The organism is Metapseudomonas resinovorans, assembly GCF_002003485.1.
Taxonomy (GTDB): domain Bacteria; phylum Pseudomonadota; class Gammaproteobacteria; order Pseudomonadales; family Pseudomonadaceae; genus Metapseudomonas; species Metapseudomonas resinovorans_D.
Map to the genome: position 1 here is coordinate 23,756 of NZ_BDMA01000088.1, position 17,353 is coordinate 41,108.

Annotated in this window: 10 protein-coding genes and 1 pseudogene; 1 reads left to right on the plus strand and 10 read right to left on the minus strand. The window is 65.1% G+C overall.

Going from position 1 to position 17,353, the window contains the following annotated elements; all coding sequences use genetic code 11:
* Positions 1 to 6: 6 nt before the first annotated feature.
* From MnOB_RS24520 to MnOB_RS24530, 3 genes are read right to left on the minus strand one after another with little or no spacing between them, the layout of a single operon-like run.
* Positions 7 to 207, minus strand: a complete 201-nt coding sequence (locus MnOB_RS24520; RefSeq protein WP_077527090.1) for a DUF1656 domain-containing protein — start codon at positions 205 to 207, stop codon at positions 7 to 9.
* Complete coding sequence (locus MnOB_RS24525; RefSeq protein WP_077527092.1) at positions 197 to 2,434, minus strand: FUSC family protein; 2,238 nt, start codon at positions 2,432 to 2,434, stop codon at positions 197 to 199. The genes MnOB_RS24520 and MnOB_RS24525 overlap by 11 nt, the downstream gene beginning before the upstream one ends.
* A 9-nt stretch (positions 2,435 to 2,443) precedes the next feature.
* Positions 2,444 to 3,952, minus strand: coding sequence for an efflux transporter outer membrane subunit (locus MnOB_RS24530; protein ID WP_077527094.1), 1,509 nt, complete (start codon positions 3,950 to 3,952; stop codon positions 2,444 to 2,446).
* 178 nt (positions 3,953 to 4,130) lie between these two features.
* Between MnOB_RS24530 and MnOB_RS24535 the strand changes: the two genes are divergently transcribed.
* Positions 4,131 to 5,081 carry a LysR family transcriptional regulator gene (locus tag MnOB_RS24535; protein ID WP_077527096.1) on the plus strand — a complete coding sequence of 317 codons (951 nt, stop codon included), beginning with the start codon at positions 4,131 to 4,133 and terminating at the stop codon, positions 5,079 to 5,081.
* Between the two features lie 329 nt (positions 5,082 to 5,410).
* Here the strand turns inward: MnOB_RS24535 and MnOB_RS24540 are convergent, their stop codons facing one another.
* The 7 genes and pseudogenes from MnOB_RS24540 to fadD2 all read right to left on the minus strand — a co-directional run bounded on the left by MnOB_RS24540 (position 5,411) and on the right by fadD2 (position 17,175).
* A complete protein-coding gene (locus MnOB_RS24540; RefSeq protein WP_077527098.1) occupies positions 5,411 to 5,947 on the minus strand; it encodes a DUF3087 domain-containing protein in 537 nt (178 codons plus the stop codon).
* Positions 5,947 to 9,975 (minus strand): ATP-dependent RNA helicase HrpA, encoded by a 4,029-nt coding sequence (gene hrpA / locus MnOB_RS24545; protein ID WP_077527100.1) that lies wholly within the window; start codon positions 9,973 to 9,975, stop codon positions 5,947 to 5,949. Before hrpA ends, MnOB_RS24540 begins: the two co-directional genes overlap by 1 nt.
* 146 nt (positions 9,976 to 10,121) lie before the next feature.
* Positions 10,122 to 11,183 (minus strand): HlyD family secretion protein, encoded by a 1,062-nt coding sequence (locus tag MnOB_RS24550; RefSeq protein WP_077527102.1) that lies wholly within the window; start codon positions 11,181 to 11,183, stop codon positions 10,122 to 10,124.
* A 12-nt stretch (positions 11,184 to 11,195) separates the two neighbouring features.
* On the minus strand, positions 11,196 to 12,728 hold the full coding sequence (locus MnOB_RS24555; RefSeq protein ID WP_077527104.1) for an MFS transporter: 1,533 nt from the start codon (positions 12,726 to 12,728) through the stop codon (positions 11,196 to 11,198).
* Positions 12,729 to 12,879: 151 nt separating this feature from the next.
* A pseudogene (locus tag MnOB_RS29445) lies at positions 12,880 to 13,304 on the minus strand (LysR family transcriptional regulator).
* Between the two features lie 119 nt (positions 13,305 to 13,423).
* On the minus strand, positions 13,424 to 15,130 hold the full coding sequence (gene fadD1 / locus MnOB_RS24565; protein WP_077527105.1) for a long-chain-fatty-acid--CoA ligase FadD1: 1,707 nt from the start codon (positions 15,128 to 15,130) through the stop codon (positions 13,424 to 13,426).
* Positions 15,131 to 15,486: 356 nt separating this feature from the next.
* Complete coding sequence (gene fadD2, locus MnOB_RS24570; RefSeq protein ID WP_077527106.1) at positions 15,487 to 17,175, minus strand: long-chain-fatty-acid--CoA ligase FadD2; 1,689 nt, start codon at positions 17,173 to 17,175, stop codon at positions 15,487 to 15,489.
* Positions 17,176 to 17,353: the final 178 nt, after the last annotated feature.

Sequence of the window (17,353 nt, forward strand, 5' to 3'; positions counted from 1 at the left end):
GGAGCCTCAACGGTAGATGGTCAGCGCCAGGGCGCCATACAGGCAGGTGAACAGGCCGACGCGCAGCAGCGCCGGGTGCCAGGCGTGGCGATAGAGGCCGCACCAGGCGAACAGGCGATCCAGCGCCCAGCCGAGCAGGAAGGCCACCAGGAACAGCACGGTCAGGCTCGGCAGATAGACGCCGTGCAGGGCGATTTCACGCGGCATGGAGGGCTCCTTGCGGATGTACGGCCACTGCATCGCCACCCAGCGGGTTCTGCGGGTCCAGCAGCGAGGTACGGATGAAATGCAGGTAGCTCTGCAGGCGCCGCAGGGGCGAGGTTTCGAACTGCGGCGCGCAGGGCTCGGCGGTAGTGCGTACGCTGTCGATGGCCTGTTCCACGGCATGCAGGGCGCGCTGGCGATTGGTTTCCGAAGGCTGGATGAACAGGCGGATCAATGCCCGGCCCATCGCTCGGATGGCGTTACGCCAGGGCATGGATTCGGCGTAGCAAGACAGCGCCGGCAGGCGTGCCTGTTCCAGGCGCATTTCGATCACCGCGTGCCCCACTTCCTGCACCAGGAACATCCAGCGCAGCAGCTGACGTTGCACATCCGGACGCCCGGCGGAATATAGGTAGGCCTGGTTCAGCAGGTCGCGGGTGCCACTCTCGAAACCGGACACCAACCCCTTCATCCGACCGCTCACGGCACGCACCACGCACATGCGCAGGTCGCGCTCCAGGCGTCGCCACAGCCAGGGCCGATTGGGCGGCAGGAGCACGGCAGCGGCGGCAGTCGCCAGCGCCATGGAAATCACCGCGGCCAGGTATTCGTTGAGCACCCGGTGCGGGTCGAACAGGGCCTGGTTGGCCGGCATGGAGTTCATGCTGAACCAGATCAGCAAACCCAAGCCGGCACCGGCCAACTGCGGCCGCGCCAGCAGGTAGGCACCCAGCGCGACCACCGGTGCCAAAGCGCAGCAGAGCAAGGCGAAACCGTCGATCTCCGGCAACACCCGGAAGGTCATGAAGATGCCGAGGCAAGCGCCAGCGGTTGCCCCCAGGGTAAGTAGCAGCGACAGCCGACGGGGATTGGAGGAGGACGACGCCAGCGCCGAGACCATGCCGATGGTGATGGCGAAGGTGCCGCCACTGGGCCAGGCCGTGGCCATCCAGAAAGCGCCGAGCAGCAGGATCAGCAGGCTGCTGCGAAGGCCAGCGACGGCAGCGGCCACGGCATTCGCGCGGGGCCGGAAGCTCTCCTTCCAGTGCTCGCGGGCATGGTGGTCGTCCAGCAGCGAGGCGTGGGTCTGGGCGTAGTTGTGCAGGTCGTCGGCGAAGCGGTAGAGCAACTCGGCGGCGGTGTCGTAATCCAGGGTCTGGGCTTCACTGGGCAGCTGCATGGCGAGTTGCGCGCGGCCATTGCGGATCAACTGCATCAGCTCCTGCTTGCAGGCCTCCAGGCGAATGGCGAGCTGCGCGGCATCGGCCTCGCTGCTGAGGCGATCACGCAGAGGCAGCAACAGCCGCGACACTTCCACGAGACACGGTTGCAGGGCATCCAGCACCGCACCTCCGTAGGAGCCAGCTCTGCTGGCGAACGCGTCCGGCTCCGGGCTTTCGCGAGCAGAGTTCGCTCCTACATCGGGTGCGGGCGCGCTGGCCAGGCGGCGCAGCAACTGGTGCAGGCCGTGGAAGCGCGTGGAGAGCACCATGAACTCGTTGTTCAGGCGCGCCAGCCGCCCGCTGCGCATCCGCATGTGCGGGTCTTCGAAGGCAGTGGCGTTGCGCATGTTTTCCAGGTTGACGGCAGCTGCGGCGAAGCGCGCGTTGCTGGCATCGAAACGAGCGGTATCGAGGCCGCCGGCCAACCCTTCGCAGGCGAAGGCGGCGAAGTCGCGGAAGCGTCCGTGCAGGGTGTTGCGCAGATCGCTACTGGTGCTCTGCGGCAGGATCAGGCCATTGACCAGACCGGTGCAGAGAATGCCGAGGCTGATCTCCAGCACACGCCAGAGGGCCAGCATGAAAGCGTCGTCGGGGTGGCTCGTGGCCGGCAGGCCGATCATCACCGCGGTGTAGCCGGCCAGCACGCAGGCGTAGCCGCGAAAATCGCGATAGCGCGTGGCGCCTGCGGTGCACAAGCCGATCCAGATGGCCAGGCAGAGCATGAACAGCACGCGCTCCTGGTTGAACAAGGCAATCAGCACCACCATCACGGTCAGGCCCAACAGCGTGCCGATGATGCGGTAGAAGCTCTTGGCCAGGACCTGTCCGCTCTGCGGTTGCATGACGATGAACACAGTCACCAGCACGGTTCCCGGTTGCGGCAACTCCAGGCGATAGGCCAGCCAGAGGGAGAGGAAGGCGGTGAGCAGGGTCTTGAAGATGAAGGCCCAGGTCAGGCCGTCACTGCGCGCCCACTCGACCAGCGCGCGGTTGAAGGTTCGAACCATGACGGGTCCTCAGGACTTGGGGAGAAAACGCAGGCGGGGTTCCTGCGGGGCCAGGCTGGCGTCGCTGGGACCAGTCGGTTCGGCGAGCACGCCGCCGCCGAGGGCCAGCAGCAGGTCGGCCTGGGCACCGAGCAGCGCGGCGCGTACCTCCTGTTGCTGGAGCTGGCGCTGGAACAACGTGGGCTGGGTTTCCAGCACCGCGTCGAAGCCGGTGAGGCCGCGTTGCTGGGCCAGCAGCGCGAGATCGCAGGTCTTCTGCGCGGCGGCCACCGCCTCGGCGGCGAGCTTCTGCTGCTCGTGCAGCGACTTGATCCGCACCAGGGCATCGGCCACCTGTTGCAGCGCGCCGATCAGCGTCTGGTTGTATTGCTCCACCGCCACGTCGTAATCGGCGGCGGCAGCGCCCAGCTGGCCACGGCGCAAGCCGCCATCGAACACCGGCAGGCTGAGGGCCGGGCCGAGGTTGTAGGTGAGCTTGTCGTAGCGCAGGAAATCCAGCACGCCGCCCTGGGTGGCGTTGGAGCCGATGCCACCCAGCAAGTTGACGTTGGGGTAGAAGCCCGCCTTGGCGACCTCGATGCCACGCGCCTGTGCCGCCACTTGCCAGCGGCTGGCAACCAGGTCCGGACGGCGGCCAAGCAACTCCAGCGGCAACTCGGCCGGCAGCGCGGGCAGGCGTTGCAAGTCCAGCCTTGGCCGTTGCAGGCGATCGCCCTCCCCCGGCCCCTTGCCCGCCAGGGCAGCCAACTGGTTGCGGGTAAGGGCAATGGATTCGTTCAGGGCGTCAATCTGCCGATGGGTTTCCGGCAATGGCGCCTCGGCGCGGCTGATCTCCAGCCGGGTACCGATACCGTCGCGCAGGCGCTGCTGGGCCAGGGCAAGGATTTGTTCCTGTTGTGCAAGGCTGGCCTCGGCGACGTCCTTCTCTGCGTGTTGCAGCGCCAGGCGGATGTAGCTGCGCACCAGGTTGCCTTGCAACTCCAGCGCGGCGAGGCGTGCTTCGGCCACGGCCACCTGGGTCTGGTCCAGCGCCTGTTGGCTGCGGCTGCGCTCGCGTCCCCAGAGGTCAAGGTCATAGGAAAAACCCAGCAGGCTGGTGTTGTTCCAACTGGTGGTGCGGGCGAGATCGCCAGGGCCGTAGAAGTTGTCCTGCGGCCAGCGCTTGCGCTGCACATTGGCGTCGAGATTGACCTGCGGCTGCTCGGCGGACTCCACCACGCCAGCCAAAGCGCGGGCCTTGCGCACCCGGGCGGCGGCAATGGCCAGGCTGGGACTGCCGGCAATCGCCTGCGCCATCCAGGCGTCCAGCTGCGGGTCGCCATAAGCGCGCCACCATTGGGCACTGGGCCAGGCGGCGTCATGTTCGGCGCGGCGGATGGCCGAGCCGGGGTCCAGTTGGGCGGCGTCCAGGCGCTCGGCCTGGGGGGCTATGCCCTGACTATCGATACAAGCGGAAAGGAGCGAAACGACGGCGAACAGACTGGCGCGGGCGACGCCGGGCCAAGGATTGCGGTGCACTGCGGCATATCCTGAATGCTGGGTAACCAGGGCTGATGCCTGGAACGGCGGCGATTCTAGAACTGGGCACTCTCGGCGATAAGGCGACGGATAGATGAAGGATTGTGTACTGAATCAGCCATAATCCCAGGACATACTTCGTGACAAAATTTGCCTCCCTTCCGGGCCAGGACCCTCCATGGACATCCTCTTCAACATGCGCGCCTTCGTCTGTGTGGCGGAGACCGGTAGCTTCACCGCCGCTGCCCAGCGCATGGACCTCACCACCTCGTACATCTCCCGCGCCGTCGCCACCCTCGAAACCCATCTGCGCACACGCCTGCTGCACCGCACCACCCGCCGCATCGCCTTGACCGAGGCAGGCCAGCGCTATCTGCTGCGCTGCGAGCAGATCCTCGGCTACATCGAGGAAGCCGAGGCCGAGGCCAGCGAGGCCCACGCGCGTCCGGTGGGCAACCTGAAGGTGCATGCCATGACCGGCATCGGCCAGCACTACCTGATCAAGGCCATCGCCGGGTACAGCGAGAAGTACCCGGACGTGAGCTTCGACCTGACCCTGGCCAACCGCACCACCGATATTCTCGACGAGGGTTACGACATTTCCGTCGTGATCGCCCAGGAGCTGCCGGATTCGGGGTTCATCTCCAAACAGCTCGGCACCACCTACAGCGTGCTCTGCGCCTCCCCCGGCTACATCGAGAAGCACGGGGCGCCGCGCATGCCTTCGGAACTGTCGAAGCACCGCTGCCTGCGCCTGGTGAACAACGTGATGTCCCTGGACAAGTGGCTGTTCGAAGGCCCGGACGGCCAGGAGATGGTCAGCGTCAACCAGACGCCGTTCCAGGTGAATACGGCCGATGCGATGACCGAAGCCATCAAGGCAGGGATAGGGGTTGGCGTGGTGCCGGTGTACTCGGCCATCAGCGGTTTGAAGGACGGCAGCCTCGTGCGCGTACTGCCCAACCACAGTCTCTTCCCCCTCGGCATCTACGCGCTCTATCCGTCGAGGCAGTTCCTCGATGCGAAGATCCGTACCTGGGTCGAGTTCCTTCGGGAGTTCCTGCCTGAGCGGGTCGCGGCGGATGAGAAGGCGGTGGTGGAGTACAGCTTGAGGTTGGGGGGGCGGTAGGGATGGCTAATCTGCGCCAGCCTGAGGAAACCCTCTCCCCCGGCCCCCGCTCTGCGCCCCGGCCTGATCGCTTCGCGCTCAGGCGTTCATCGGCACCGGAAGCGGTGCTTCCGAAAGCGTGCCTCTTCACCCCGCACGCGGGCGAGGGGTGACTCGCGCCGGCGCCACCTTGCCCTGGCATGGGCCCTGTAGGGGCGAATTCATTCGCCAAGCAGAACGCAGTTCTGCCGTAGGTTGGTGCTGAGGAACGAAGCCCAACATTTCCACGCCCAGCTCCGTGCCATCAGCCGCTCCCCTGCCCCTCTACCGGAGGTAGAAGGGTGGCGGAACTATTTACCGAATCCCTTCACCGCCTCCAGCCAGGCTGGATCGAGCCTGTTCTGCTCCACATCCAGCCCCTGGGCTTCCATCGCCTCGCGGTGCTGGTCGATCTCATGCACGTGGTGGCTGAGGTCGGCGCTGTTGCCGTCCAGCTGGTGCATCTGGGTCAGGCCCAGGTGGTAGAAGCGCAGCAGCTTCATCGCTGCCGGATCGCGGGCCTCCACCCCTGCCTTGACCTTATGCATGACATTGGTGACGCGCATCAGGCTGCGCTTGAGCCGCCAACCGTAGACGGCTGGTGCCATCCAGGGGCGTGACCAGAACTGGAGGCGCACCATTGCAATGGTGAGAGCCAGGCCGGCGAGGACGCCGATCAGGTTCCAGCGGAAGTTGTCGCCGCCCGGCGTGCCGAACAGCTGCACACAGAAGGTGGACAGCAGCAGCGCCAGGGCAATGAACAGGACCGCGATAATCAGGGTGCTACGGCGGGTCTGCTGGCGATAGAGCTCGGGGCTCATGGGACGGATTTCGAAGGGCTCGCTCATCAGGCTTCCACTTGGCTCCACTGCTTGTTCATACGTTTGTCGGACACCGCCATCTTCGTGCCCAGTTGCTGGGCGAACAGCGAAACGCGGTATTCCTCCAGCATCCAGCGATAGAGCACCAGCTCGGGATCACGTTTACCTTCCTGGGCATGCTTGGCCAGGCGGGCCTTGTACTGCTCCCAGTAGCCGGCCAGCTCGCCGGACCAGACGCGGTCGCGTTGCAGCTGCGCGGCGATCTTGTCGAAACGCTGCTCGATGGCCTTGAGGTAACGCGGCAATTCCTTCAGCCACTCCGCCGGGGTTTCGCGGACGAAGCCTGGATAGACGAGGTTGCCCAGCTGCGCCTTGATGTCGTTGAGCGCCACCGCCTGGGCCAGGTCGATACGACCCTTGAAGCGTTTCTGCAGGGCATGCCAGAGCTTGAGGATTTCCAGGGTCAGGCGCGCCAGGCGCTCGGCATGCTCGGCCCAGGCGCCGCGCTTGTTCTCGGCAAGCGAGGCCAGGGCCGCGCCGTCCCGGGGCAGGCTGGCTTCGCCATCGAGGATGCAGCTGTCCAGGCTGGCGAGGAGGATGTCCTCCACCAGCGCATCGACGCGGCCCATGTCGCGGTACAGCAGGCCAAGTTCAGTGAGGCCCGGCAGCTTGCCACGGAGGAACTTGGCGGTTTCGCCAAGCTGTTGCAGCAGCAGGCGCTGCAAGGCGCGACGATGCTGCCACTCGGCTTCGGCCTGGGTCGGGAAGCGGCTTTCCTTGACGGTACCGCGCTCTCCATCTCCATTCGCGCCGGCGGCCTCCACCAGCGCCGGGTAAACGGTCATGGAGAGGCCGGCGACCTTTTGCTGGGTCTTCTCCGCGACCTGGGCGAAGCCCTTGGCCTCCACCGGCTTCTGTTCCTTGTGCGCCTGTGGAATGGCCAGGGCGGCCTGGCTGGCTTCGGCAAAGCGCGCGGTGATCTCGGCCAGGTCGCGGCCTTCGCCAAGGAACTTGCCGCGGGCGTCCACCACCTCCAGGTTCATCTTGAGGTGGCTTTCCAGCTGGGCGGCCGCCTCGACCCAGGCTTCCTCCGGCACGCGGGCGCCGGTCATGCGCTGCAATTCGCGGCCGAGCGCTTCCGGCAACGAGCCCTGGGCGAACACCAGCTTTGCCAGTGCCGCCTTGACGAAGTCCGGCACCGGCACGAAGTTCTTGCGGATGGCCTTCGGCAGATTGCGCACCAGGGCCACACATTTGGTTTCCAGCAGGCCCGGCACCAGCCATTCAAGGCGATCCGGCGGCAGCTGCGGCAGCAACGGCGCGGGTACGCGCAGGGTCACGCCGTCGCGGACGTGGCCGGGCTCGAAGTGATAGGACAACGGCAGCTCCAGTTCGCCCAGGCGCAGCTTGTCCGGGTATTGCGCGGCGGTGACTTCGCTGGCTTCGCGGGCCAGCACGTCTTCCTCGCGCATGATCAGCAGGTTCGGGTCCTTCGCCCGCTCCCGCTCGTACCAGTTCTCGAAGCTGGCGGTTTGGTAGATGTCTGCCGGCAGGCGCGCCGCGTAATAGGCGAAAAGGGTTTCCTCGTCGGCCAGGATGTCGCGTCGGCGTGCCTTGGCTTCCAGTTCGTCGAGCCGTTCCAGCAGCTGGCGGTTGGCCGTCAGGCACCTCGCCTTGCTGTGGATTTCGCCTCGCACCAAGCCCTCGCGGATGAACAGCTCGCGAGAAACCTCCGGGTCCACGGGGCCATAGTGCACCGCGCGGCGGCCAACGATGATCAGGCCGTAGAGGGTGATCTGCTCGAAAGCCACGACCTGCCCGCGACGCTTCTCCCAATGAGGCTCCAGGTGATTCTTCTTCACCAGGTGGCCAGCCAGGGGTTCCAGCCAGTCCGGTTCGATCTTCGCCACCATGCGCGCGAACAACTTGGTGGTTTCCACTAGTTCGGCGGCCATGATCCACTGCGGACGTTTCTTCGCGATGGCGGTGCCAGGGTGAATCCAGAAGCGCCGCTGGCGGGCACCGAGGTAGTCGCCGTCTTCGGTCTTCTGGCCGATCTGGCTCAGCAGGCCGCAAAGAATCGCCTTGTGCACCTTGCCGTAATCGATGCTGCGTTCGGGAGTTTCACCCTTGTGGGAGCCAGCTTGCTGGCGAACGGCGGAATCCTTCGGCGTCTTGCCAGGTTCGCCAGCAAGCTGGCTCTTACCGGCTTGGGGGAAGAGCTTCAGCTCGCGGCAGATCAGCACCAGCTGGCGGTGGGCATCGCGCCATTCGCGCAGGCGCAGATAATTGAGGAAGTTCTTCCGGCACCAGTTGCGAAGGGCGTTGGAGCCCAGGGCCTGGCGCTGTTCTTCGAAGCCGCGCCAGAGGTTGATCAGCGCGGCGAAATCGGAGTCCACATCCTTCCATTGGGCGTGGGCCTGGTCGGCAGCCTGCTGGCGCTCCATGGGGCGCTCGCGCGGGTCCTGCACCGACAGCGCAGCCGTGATCACCAGCACTTCGTCCAGGCTGCCCTGGCGAACGCCTTCCAGCACCATGCGGCCCAGACGCGGGTCGATGGGCAGGCGCGCCAACTGGCGGCCGATGGGCGTGAGCTGGCTCTCGCGGTTCACCGCCGAGAGTTCCTGCAACAGAGTGAAGCCGTCCTTGATCGCCTTGCCGTCCGGCGGCTCGATGAAGGGGAAGGCCTCGATGTCGCCCAGGCGCAGGTGGAGCATCTGCAAGATCACCGCCGCGAGGTTGGTGCGCAGGATCTCCGGGTCGGTGAAGGCCGGGCGGGAGATGAAGTCCTCCTCGCTGTAGAGACGCACGCAGATGCCCGGCTCGACCCGGCCACAACGGCCCTTGCGCTGGTTGGCGCTGGCCTGGGACACCGCCTCCACCGGCAGGCGCTGGACCTTGGCGCGATAGCTGTAGCGGCTGATACGCGCGGTGCCACTGTCGATCACATAGCGGATGCCCGGCACCGTCAGCGAGGTTTCCGCGACGTTGGTGGAGAGCACGATCTTGCGGCCCGGCATGGGCTGGAAAATCTTCTGCTGCTCGGCGGGCGTCAGGCGCGCATAGAGCGGCAGTACCTCGGTGTGCTTGAGGTTGGCCTTGCGCAGCACGTCGGCGCAGTCGCGGATTTCCCGCTCGCCGGGGAGGAACACCAGCACGTCGCCGGGGCGCTTGCCCACTTCGCGTTCATGGGCGGTGATCTCGTCCAGGGCACGGAGGATGCCCTGGTCCACGGATAGGTCGTCGAACAGTGCCTCGCCGTCTTCGTCCACCTCGGCGGCCAGCGGCCGGTACCAGGTGTCCACCGGGTAGGTACGGCCGGAGACCTCGATGATCGGCGCTTCACCGAAATGCTTCGAAAAGCGCTCCAGGTCGATGGTGGCCGAGGTGATGATCAGTTTGAGGTCGGGACGACGCGGCAGCAGGGTCTTGAGGTAACCGAGCAGGAAGTCGATGTTCAGGCTGCGCTCGTGGGCCTCGTCGACGATGATCGTGTCGTAGCGCTCGAGGAAGCGGTCGTGCTGGGTTTCGGCCAGCAGGATGCCGTCGGTCATCAGCTTGATCAGGCTGCGTTCGTTGGACTGGTCCTCGAAGCGCACCTGGTAGCCCACCAGCTCGCCCAGCGGGCTGCCTATTTCCTCCGCCACGCGTGTCGCCACGCTGCGCGCCGCCAGCCGGCGCGGCTGCGTATGGCCGATCAGACCATGGGTGCCACGGCCGATTTCCAGGCAGATCTTCGGCAACTGGGTGGTCTTGCCCGAGCCGGTTTCGCCGGCAATCACCAGCACCTGGTGCTTTTCCAGCGCCGCCTTGATCTCGTCGCGCTTGGCGGCGATGGGCAGGGCGTCGTCGTAACGCATCGCTGGCACGCTGGCACGCCGCGCCTCGACGCGCGCGATGGAGGCCTGGAAGCGCTCGACCCACTGCGCCAGCTTGGCGTCGTCCGGATGCTTGCGCAGCTCGTGGAGCTGCCGGCGCAGGCGATGGCGGTCAGCGCCCATGGCCTGGTCGATGCGTTTCAGGAGTTGTTCGGCGCTGGGGGATTGCTCGCTCATCGGTTCCGCTGATTCTGCTGTCGTTTTCGGCAAGGGCGGAATTGTCGCAGATTTCCCAGCAGGCTGGCGTCTGTGTAGGAGCGAGCTTGCTCGCGAAAGAGCGGGCTCAGAAGCTTCGCGAGCAAGCTCGCTCCTACAAAGGCAGATCAGTTCACTTCGGCGACGGCCTCAGGCTCGCTGCGCGTATCGATGCTCGCTTCCACCGACATGCCCACCCGGAGCTGGCCGAGCAGGGGCTGGCCGGCATCCAGCACGACTTTCACCGGGATGCGCTGCACCACCTTGGTGAAGTTGCCGGTGGCGTTGTCCGGCGCGATGGCGGCGAAGGTCACGCCGGTGGCCGGCGCAATGCTTTCCACACGGCCGCGCAGGGATTCGCCGGGGAAGGTGTCCACGGCGATCTGCACCTCCTGCCCCGGACGCACGTGGGTGAGCTGGGTTTCCTGGAAGTTGGCCACCACATAGGCACGCTCCAGCGGCACCACCGCCAGCAGCGCATCGCCGGGTTTGACGAAGGCACCGACGCGCACGGCGCGACGGCCGACCATGCCATCGATGGGCGCCTTGAGTTCGGTGTGGGAAAGGTCCAGCTCGGCCTGGCGCAGCGCTGCCATTGCGCTGCCCAGCGCGGCCTGCGCAGCATCGCGTTCGGCGGTGAGTATGTCGGTCTGTTTGCGCGTGGCGAGCAGCGCGGCGCTGTGTTCGGCCTGGCGCGCCACGACGCTGTCGAACCGGCTGCGGGCCAGCTGCGCGGCCTGGAGCGTGCCGGCGCCACGACCGACCAGTTGCTGGTAGCGCTCCAGTTCATGCTGGGCGAAGACACGCTCGGCACGGTCAGCCTCCAGCGTTGCCTGGGCCTGTTCGATCAGCGACGCCTGGCGCTCCAGGGTGGCCCCGGCATTTTCCAGCTGCGCCTGGGCACTGGAGACTCTGGCCCGCGCACCTTCCAGGGCGGCCCGGTAGTCACGGTCATCGATGCGGGCGAGCAGTTGTCCGGCCGTCACCATCTGGTTGTCTTCCACCAGCACCTCGCGGATGAAGCCGGGCACCTTCGGCGCCGCCAGGGTGAAATCGGCGTGGACGAAAGCATCATTGGTGTACTGGTCGGTGCTTTCACCCAGCAAGTGCCAGGTGCCCCAGGCCAGCAGGCCGACGCCCACCAGCAAGGCGGCCGGGAAAGCGGGTTTGAAGGTACGGGGTTGGTTCATGGTCGACTCCGGTCAGGTCGGGGCGCGCGGCGGATAGATGCGCGTGGGCACGAAGGGGATGATGAGGATCAGCGCGACCGCCACGGCGGACATGCAGAGGTAAAGGTCGGCGGATGTCAGCACCACGGCCTGGAGGTGCAGACGACGGGCCAGTTCGACGCCACCTTCCACCAGCGGGTTGTTGCCCAGGCGGTCGACCAGTTGCGTCGAATGAAGATGCAGGCGCAGGGTGGCGAGCGCTTCCAGCACACCGCCCGCGAGCACTGCGGCGAACCCCTTGATGGTGTTGAACCAGGCCGAAGCGAAGGGCCCGTCGGTGGGCTTGATGCTGCCGGTAGACAGCATCAGCAGTGGCAGCACGGCCATCGGCTGACCGAATATCTGCAGCGCCTGCACCAGGTAGAAATCGTCGCGAATCCAGGCCGAGGTCAGCTGCGAACCCAACCAGCAGGAACAGGCGAGCATGGCCAGGCCGCAGGCGAGCACCCAGCGGCAGTCGACCCAGCGCAGGTTGCACAGGGCCGCCACCAGCGGCAGCGCCAGCAACTGCGGCAAGGCCACCACCAGCATCACCGGCGCGGTCTGCAACGGACGGTAGCCCTGCACCTGGGCCAGGTAGCTGGAGGGAATCACCACGGCCGCCAGTAGCACGAACAGCACGCCAGCCAAAGTGAACAGGGCGAAGCTCAGGTTACGCAGCTTGAGCAGCTGCAGCTTGAAGAACGGTAGCGGGTGCTTCCACTCGTTGAGCAGGAACAGCACCAGCAACACGCTGCCGCCACCGAGCAGCGCGCGGATCAGCGACGACTCGAACCAGTCCAGTCGCTCACCCTGCACCAGCCCGACCACGAGCATGAACAGCGCGGGAAAGCCGAGCGCCAACCCCAACCAGTTGAACTGGCGGAAACGCTCCAGGCGCAACGGATCCTGGGGCAACCCCCAGGCCACGGCGGCCATGGCCAGCAGGCTGGTGGGAACGATCTGCCAGAAGGCCCAGCGCCAACCGACGAACTCCACCCAGTAAGCGGCCAGCGGCGTACCCAGGCTGGGGCCGAAGGTAGCGGTGAGGGCATAGCCGGCGAGGCCGTAGATCTTGATATTGGCGGGGAGAAAGCGCAGGGCCACGGTCATCAGGATCGGTGGCAAGGCTCCACCTGCGAGCCCCTGCAGCCCACGCAGCCACAGCAGGCTCTGCAGGTTCGGCGCCAGCGGACTCAACAGCCCGAGCAGCATGAAGGCGGCGATGGCCCAAAGGGTGAAACGGCGCAGGGACAAGGTCACCGCGAACCAGGGCGCGAAGGCCATGGCGCAAACCGAGGGCGCCGCGTAGAGCGCCACCAGCCAGGTACCGTCGTCACGACCGATGCCCATGGCGCCCCGGATATCCGCCAGGGCCACCTTGATCACGTTTTCATTGAAGCCGGAAACCAGCACGGCCAGCAGGACGCCGAGCATTCCGACGACCAGTCGTAGGGTGAAGGGAGTAGCGACTGGCGCCGCCATCGGGCCGGCGGCCGGCAGCGGCAAGGCCAGGGAAGCGTTCATCGGAACGCCTTTTCGCCAGCGCGGGAAGTGAAGAAAACGAACATGAGGAGTTACCGGATTGCGGGCACGAGACTGAGTCTATTTGTGCGCCTGCCATGCCGATAACTGCAATTATGCGAATGAATCAGTGCGTTATACGCACGTATCCCCGCTAGCCGCGCAAGCCCTCTTCGCAGCAACGTTTGATCAGGCGGCGCAGCCAGCGATGGGCTGAGTCGTTGTCGAAGCGCGGATGCCAGGACTGCCGCACCCGCACCTGTTCCAGTGGCAACGGAATCGCGAACGAGCGCAGTGGCAGGCCGAGCCGCTCACAGACCGAAATCACCGGATCGGGCATGGGGAGGATCAGATCGGAATCGTGCAAAGCCAGCACCGCCGAGAAGAAGCTCGGGGAAATCAGCCCCACCCGGCGTGAAAGCCCCAGATCGTCGAGCGCCTGGTCGATGGGCCCACGCGCGCCAGCGTCCGGCTCATGGCCGGCGCACTCAGGTGCATGCGCCGCGCGGCACCCGCCACGCTGCCCTCGTCGAGCAGGACATCCAGGGCCACCAGCAGGTTGAGGTCGGGCAATGACATCGCCGGCTCCAGGGCGAAAGGGAAGATTGCCACTGTAGCGACCGACCTGAACGCCGTCGATGGGACGCCATGAACGACAAGGCCCCGCAATTGCGGGGCCTTGTCGATAGCGATGGGGATCAGGCCTGGGCCTTCTCCTGCTTCGCCTTGAGCTTCTTCAGCTCTTCGTCACGCAGTTCGCGACGCAGGATCTTGCCGACGTTGGTGGTCGGCAGCGCATCGCGGAACTCGATGGCGCGCGGCACCTTGTAGCCGGTGACGTTGCTGCGCATGTGCTCCATCACCTGTTCCTTGGTGAGGCTGACGCCGGGCTTGGCCACCACGAACATCTTGATCGCCTCGCCGGATTTCTCGTCCGGCACGCCGATGGCGGCGCACTGCAGCACGCCCGGCAGGGTCGCCAGCACGTCTTCCAGTTCGTTCGGGTACACGTTGAAGCCGGACACCAGGATCATGTCCTTCTTGCGGTCGACGATGCGCATGAAGCCGTCGTCCTGGATCACCGCAACGTCGCCGGTCTTCAACCAGCCTTCGGCGTCGAGGATTTCGTCGGTGGCTTCCTGGCGCTGCCAGTAGCCCTTCATCACCTGCGGGCCCTTCACGCACAGTTCGCCGGGCGCGCCCAGGCCAACGTCCTTGCCCTCGTCGTCCACCACCTTGCACTGGGTGGAGGGCACCGGAATGCCGATGGTGCCGATCTGGATGCTCTGGAAGGGGTTCACCGATACCACCGGGCTAGTCTCGGTCATGCCGTAGCCTTCGCTGATGGCGCAACCGGTGACCTGCTTCCAGCGCTCGGCAGTGGCCAGTTGCAGGGCCATACCGCCGGACAGGGTCAGCTTCAGCGCGGAGAAGTCCAGGTTGCGGAAGCCCTCGTTGTTGCACAGGGCAACGAACAGGGTGTTCAGGCCGACGAAACCAGTGAACTTGTACTTCGACAGCTCCTTGGTCATGGCCGGCAGGTCGCGCGGGTTGGAAATGAGGATGTTGTGGTTGCCGGTCAGCATCATCGCCATGCAATGGAAGGTGAAGGCGTAGATGTGATAGAGCGGCAGCGGGGTGATGAGGATCTCGCAACCTTCGTTGAGGTTGGCGCCCATCAGCGCCTTGCACTGCAGCATGTTGGCGATCAGGTTGCGGTGGGTCAGCATCGCGCCCTTGGCCACGCCCGTGGTGCCACCGGTGTATTGCAGCACGGCAATGTCGCCGCCCTGCGGGCTGGCTTCATTGACGGCACGGCCACGGCCCTTGGCCAGTGCATCGTTGAGCTCGACCGCCTGCGGCAGGCTGAACGGCGGCACCATCTTCTTCACGTGCTTGATCACGGCATTGACCAGCAGGCGCTTGAAGGTCGGCAGCAGGTCGCCGACTTCAGTGACGAAGACATGCTTCACGCCGGTCCGCGGCAGCACTTCTTCAGCCAGGTGGGCCATGTTGGCCAGGCAGATCAGGGCCTTCGCGCCGGAGTCGTTGAACTGGTGCTCCATTTCCCGCGCGGTGTACAGCGGGTTGGTATTGACCACGATCAGGCCGGCACGCATGGCGCCGAAGACGACTACCGGGTATTGCAGGATGTTCGGCAGCTGCACGGCGATGCGGTCGCCGGGCTTGAGGTCGGTGTGATTCTGCAGGTAGGCGGCGAAGGCGCCGGAAAGTTCGTAGAGCTCACCGTAGGTGAGGGTCTTGCCCAGGTTGCTGAATGCGGGCTTGTCGGCAAAGCGTTGGCAGGACTGCTTCAATACCGCCTGGACGTTGGGGTATTGGTCGGCGTTGATCTCAGCAGGAACACCCGCCGGATATTTGTCCTTCCAGAAGTTTTCGGTCATGGAGGCCCACTCCTAAGCAACAGCTGATTTCACTGTCCTCGAGGGACAGTTGTTTGTTGTGTTCTGTGCGATTGTGCGCCCGTCCGGGCAAAAAAACGCGCCGAGATTATCAGCTTTGCCAGAGCCTCACCAGCACCAAACCAGCCCTAACCAGTCATAAAAGTGACCCAAAACAGTGCCACTGGTCATATTTGGAGTCTGAACTCTAATTCGCCGACAAACGGCGTATTTCGGGGCTTTCACGGGTTCTGAAGGAGGCGACGGGCTGACGGACGAGCCGTCCGAGGGGAAAAGCGGGGAGAAAGTGGGGCGGGAGGAGCGAGGGCAGGACGGTGGACCCGCCCTGCCCTTTTCGGTCAGGCGATATCGCGCAGTTCGCGACGCAGGATCTTGCCTACCGGCGTCATCGGCAGGGCCTCTTTCAGCACGATGTGCTTGGGCACCTTGTAGCCGGTGAAGTTTTCCTTGCAGTAGGCCTTCAGCTCCTCGACGCTGACGCCGCCCTCACGCGGCACCACGAAGAGCTTCACCGCTTCCCCGGACTTGTCGTCCGGCACACCGATGGCCGCACAGTTGGCCACCTTCGGGTGGGCCATCACCACATCCTCGATCTCGTTCGGATAGACGTTGAAGCCGGACACGATGATCAGGTCCTTCTTGCGGTCGACGATGCGTACATAGCCGTCCGGATCGATCACGGCAATGTCGCCGGTCTTCAGCCAGCCTTCGGCATCCAGCACTTCGGCGCTGGCCTCGGGGCGCTGCCAGTAGCCCTTCATCACTTGCGGCCCCTTGATGCACAGCTCGCCACGCTCGCCCAGGGGCAGTTCATTGCCCGCGTCGTCGATGGTCTTGAACGCGGTGCCCGGCACCGGAATGCCCACGGTTCCGAGGCGAGCCAGGCTGCCATAGGGATTGGTGCTGGCCACGGGGGAGGTTTCAGTCAGGCCATAACCCTCGACCACCGAGCAGCCGGTCATGGCCTGCCAGCGCTCGGCAGTGGCCTTGACCAGGGCGGTGCCGCCGGAGTTGGTGACCTTGAGGTTGGAGAAGTCGAGGTGCTTGAACTCGGGGTGGTCCATCAGCGCGACGAACAGGGTGTTCAGGCCCAGCAGCGCGGAGAAGCGCCACTTCTTCAGCTCCTTGATGAAGCCGCCGATGTCGCGCGGGTTGGTGATGAGGATGTTGTGGTTGCCGTTGACCATCATGCACATGCAGTTCGCGGTGAAGGCATAGATGTGGTACAGCGGCAGCGGCGCGATCATGATTTCCTGGCCCTGCTTCATCAGCGGCGCACCGTCCGGGCCATGCTGCGACAGGCAGGCATCTACCTGCTGCATGTTGGCCACCAGGTTGCCGTGGGTCAGCATCGCGCCCTTGGCCACGCCAGTGGTGCCGCCGGTGTACTGCAGCACGGCGATGTCATCCAGACTCACCCGCACCGGCTTTAGCGCATGGCCCTGGCCCTGCTTCAGCGCGTCCTTGAAGGACACCGCCTGGGGCAGGTGATAGTCGGGGACCATCTTCTTCAGCTTCTTCACCACGGTGTTGACCAGCCAGCCCTTGAGGCTCGGCAGCAGGTCACCCATGCGGGCTTCGATCAGGAATTCGATTTCGGTGTCGGGCAGCACCTCTTCGACCAGCTTGCCGAACAGGTTGATGTAGACCAGCGCACGCACCCCGGCGTCCTTGAACTGGTGACGCATCTCGCGGGCGGTGTACAGCGGGTTGGTGTTGACCACGATGAGGCCAGCGCGCAGGGCACCAAACACGGCGATGGGGTACTGCAGGACATTGGGCATCTGCACGGCGATGCGGTCGCCGGGCTTGAGATCGGTGTTCTTCTGGAGGTAGGCGGCGAATGCGGCGGACAGGCGATCCAGCTCCGCATAGGTCAGGGTCACACCCAGGTTACTGAAGGCTGGACGGTCGGCGAATTTCTTGCAGGACCGCTCGAACACCTCGATCACCGACTTGTAGGCGGCCAGATCGATTTGGTTAGGCACACCGGCCGGGCGTTTGTCGCTCCAGAAATCAGGTTGCATTGTTCTTATCCTCGAATCCCTGAAATAGTCTGGCCCGCACTGCGGGGCTGCCCGGAACTTAACAGTTCCGACGCAGCCCGCAAATATGCGACCGAGTGTCATTGACCACGTGAATCTTGCCGATAGTCCAGTTAGATTCGCCTAGCATCAGAACAAGAACATGACATTCGGACTACCT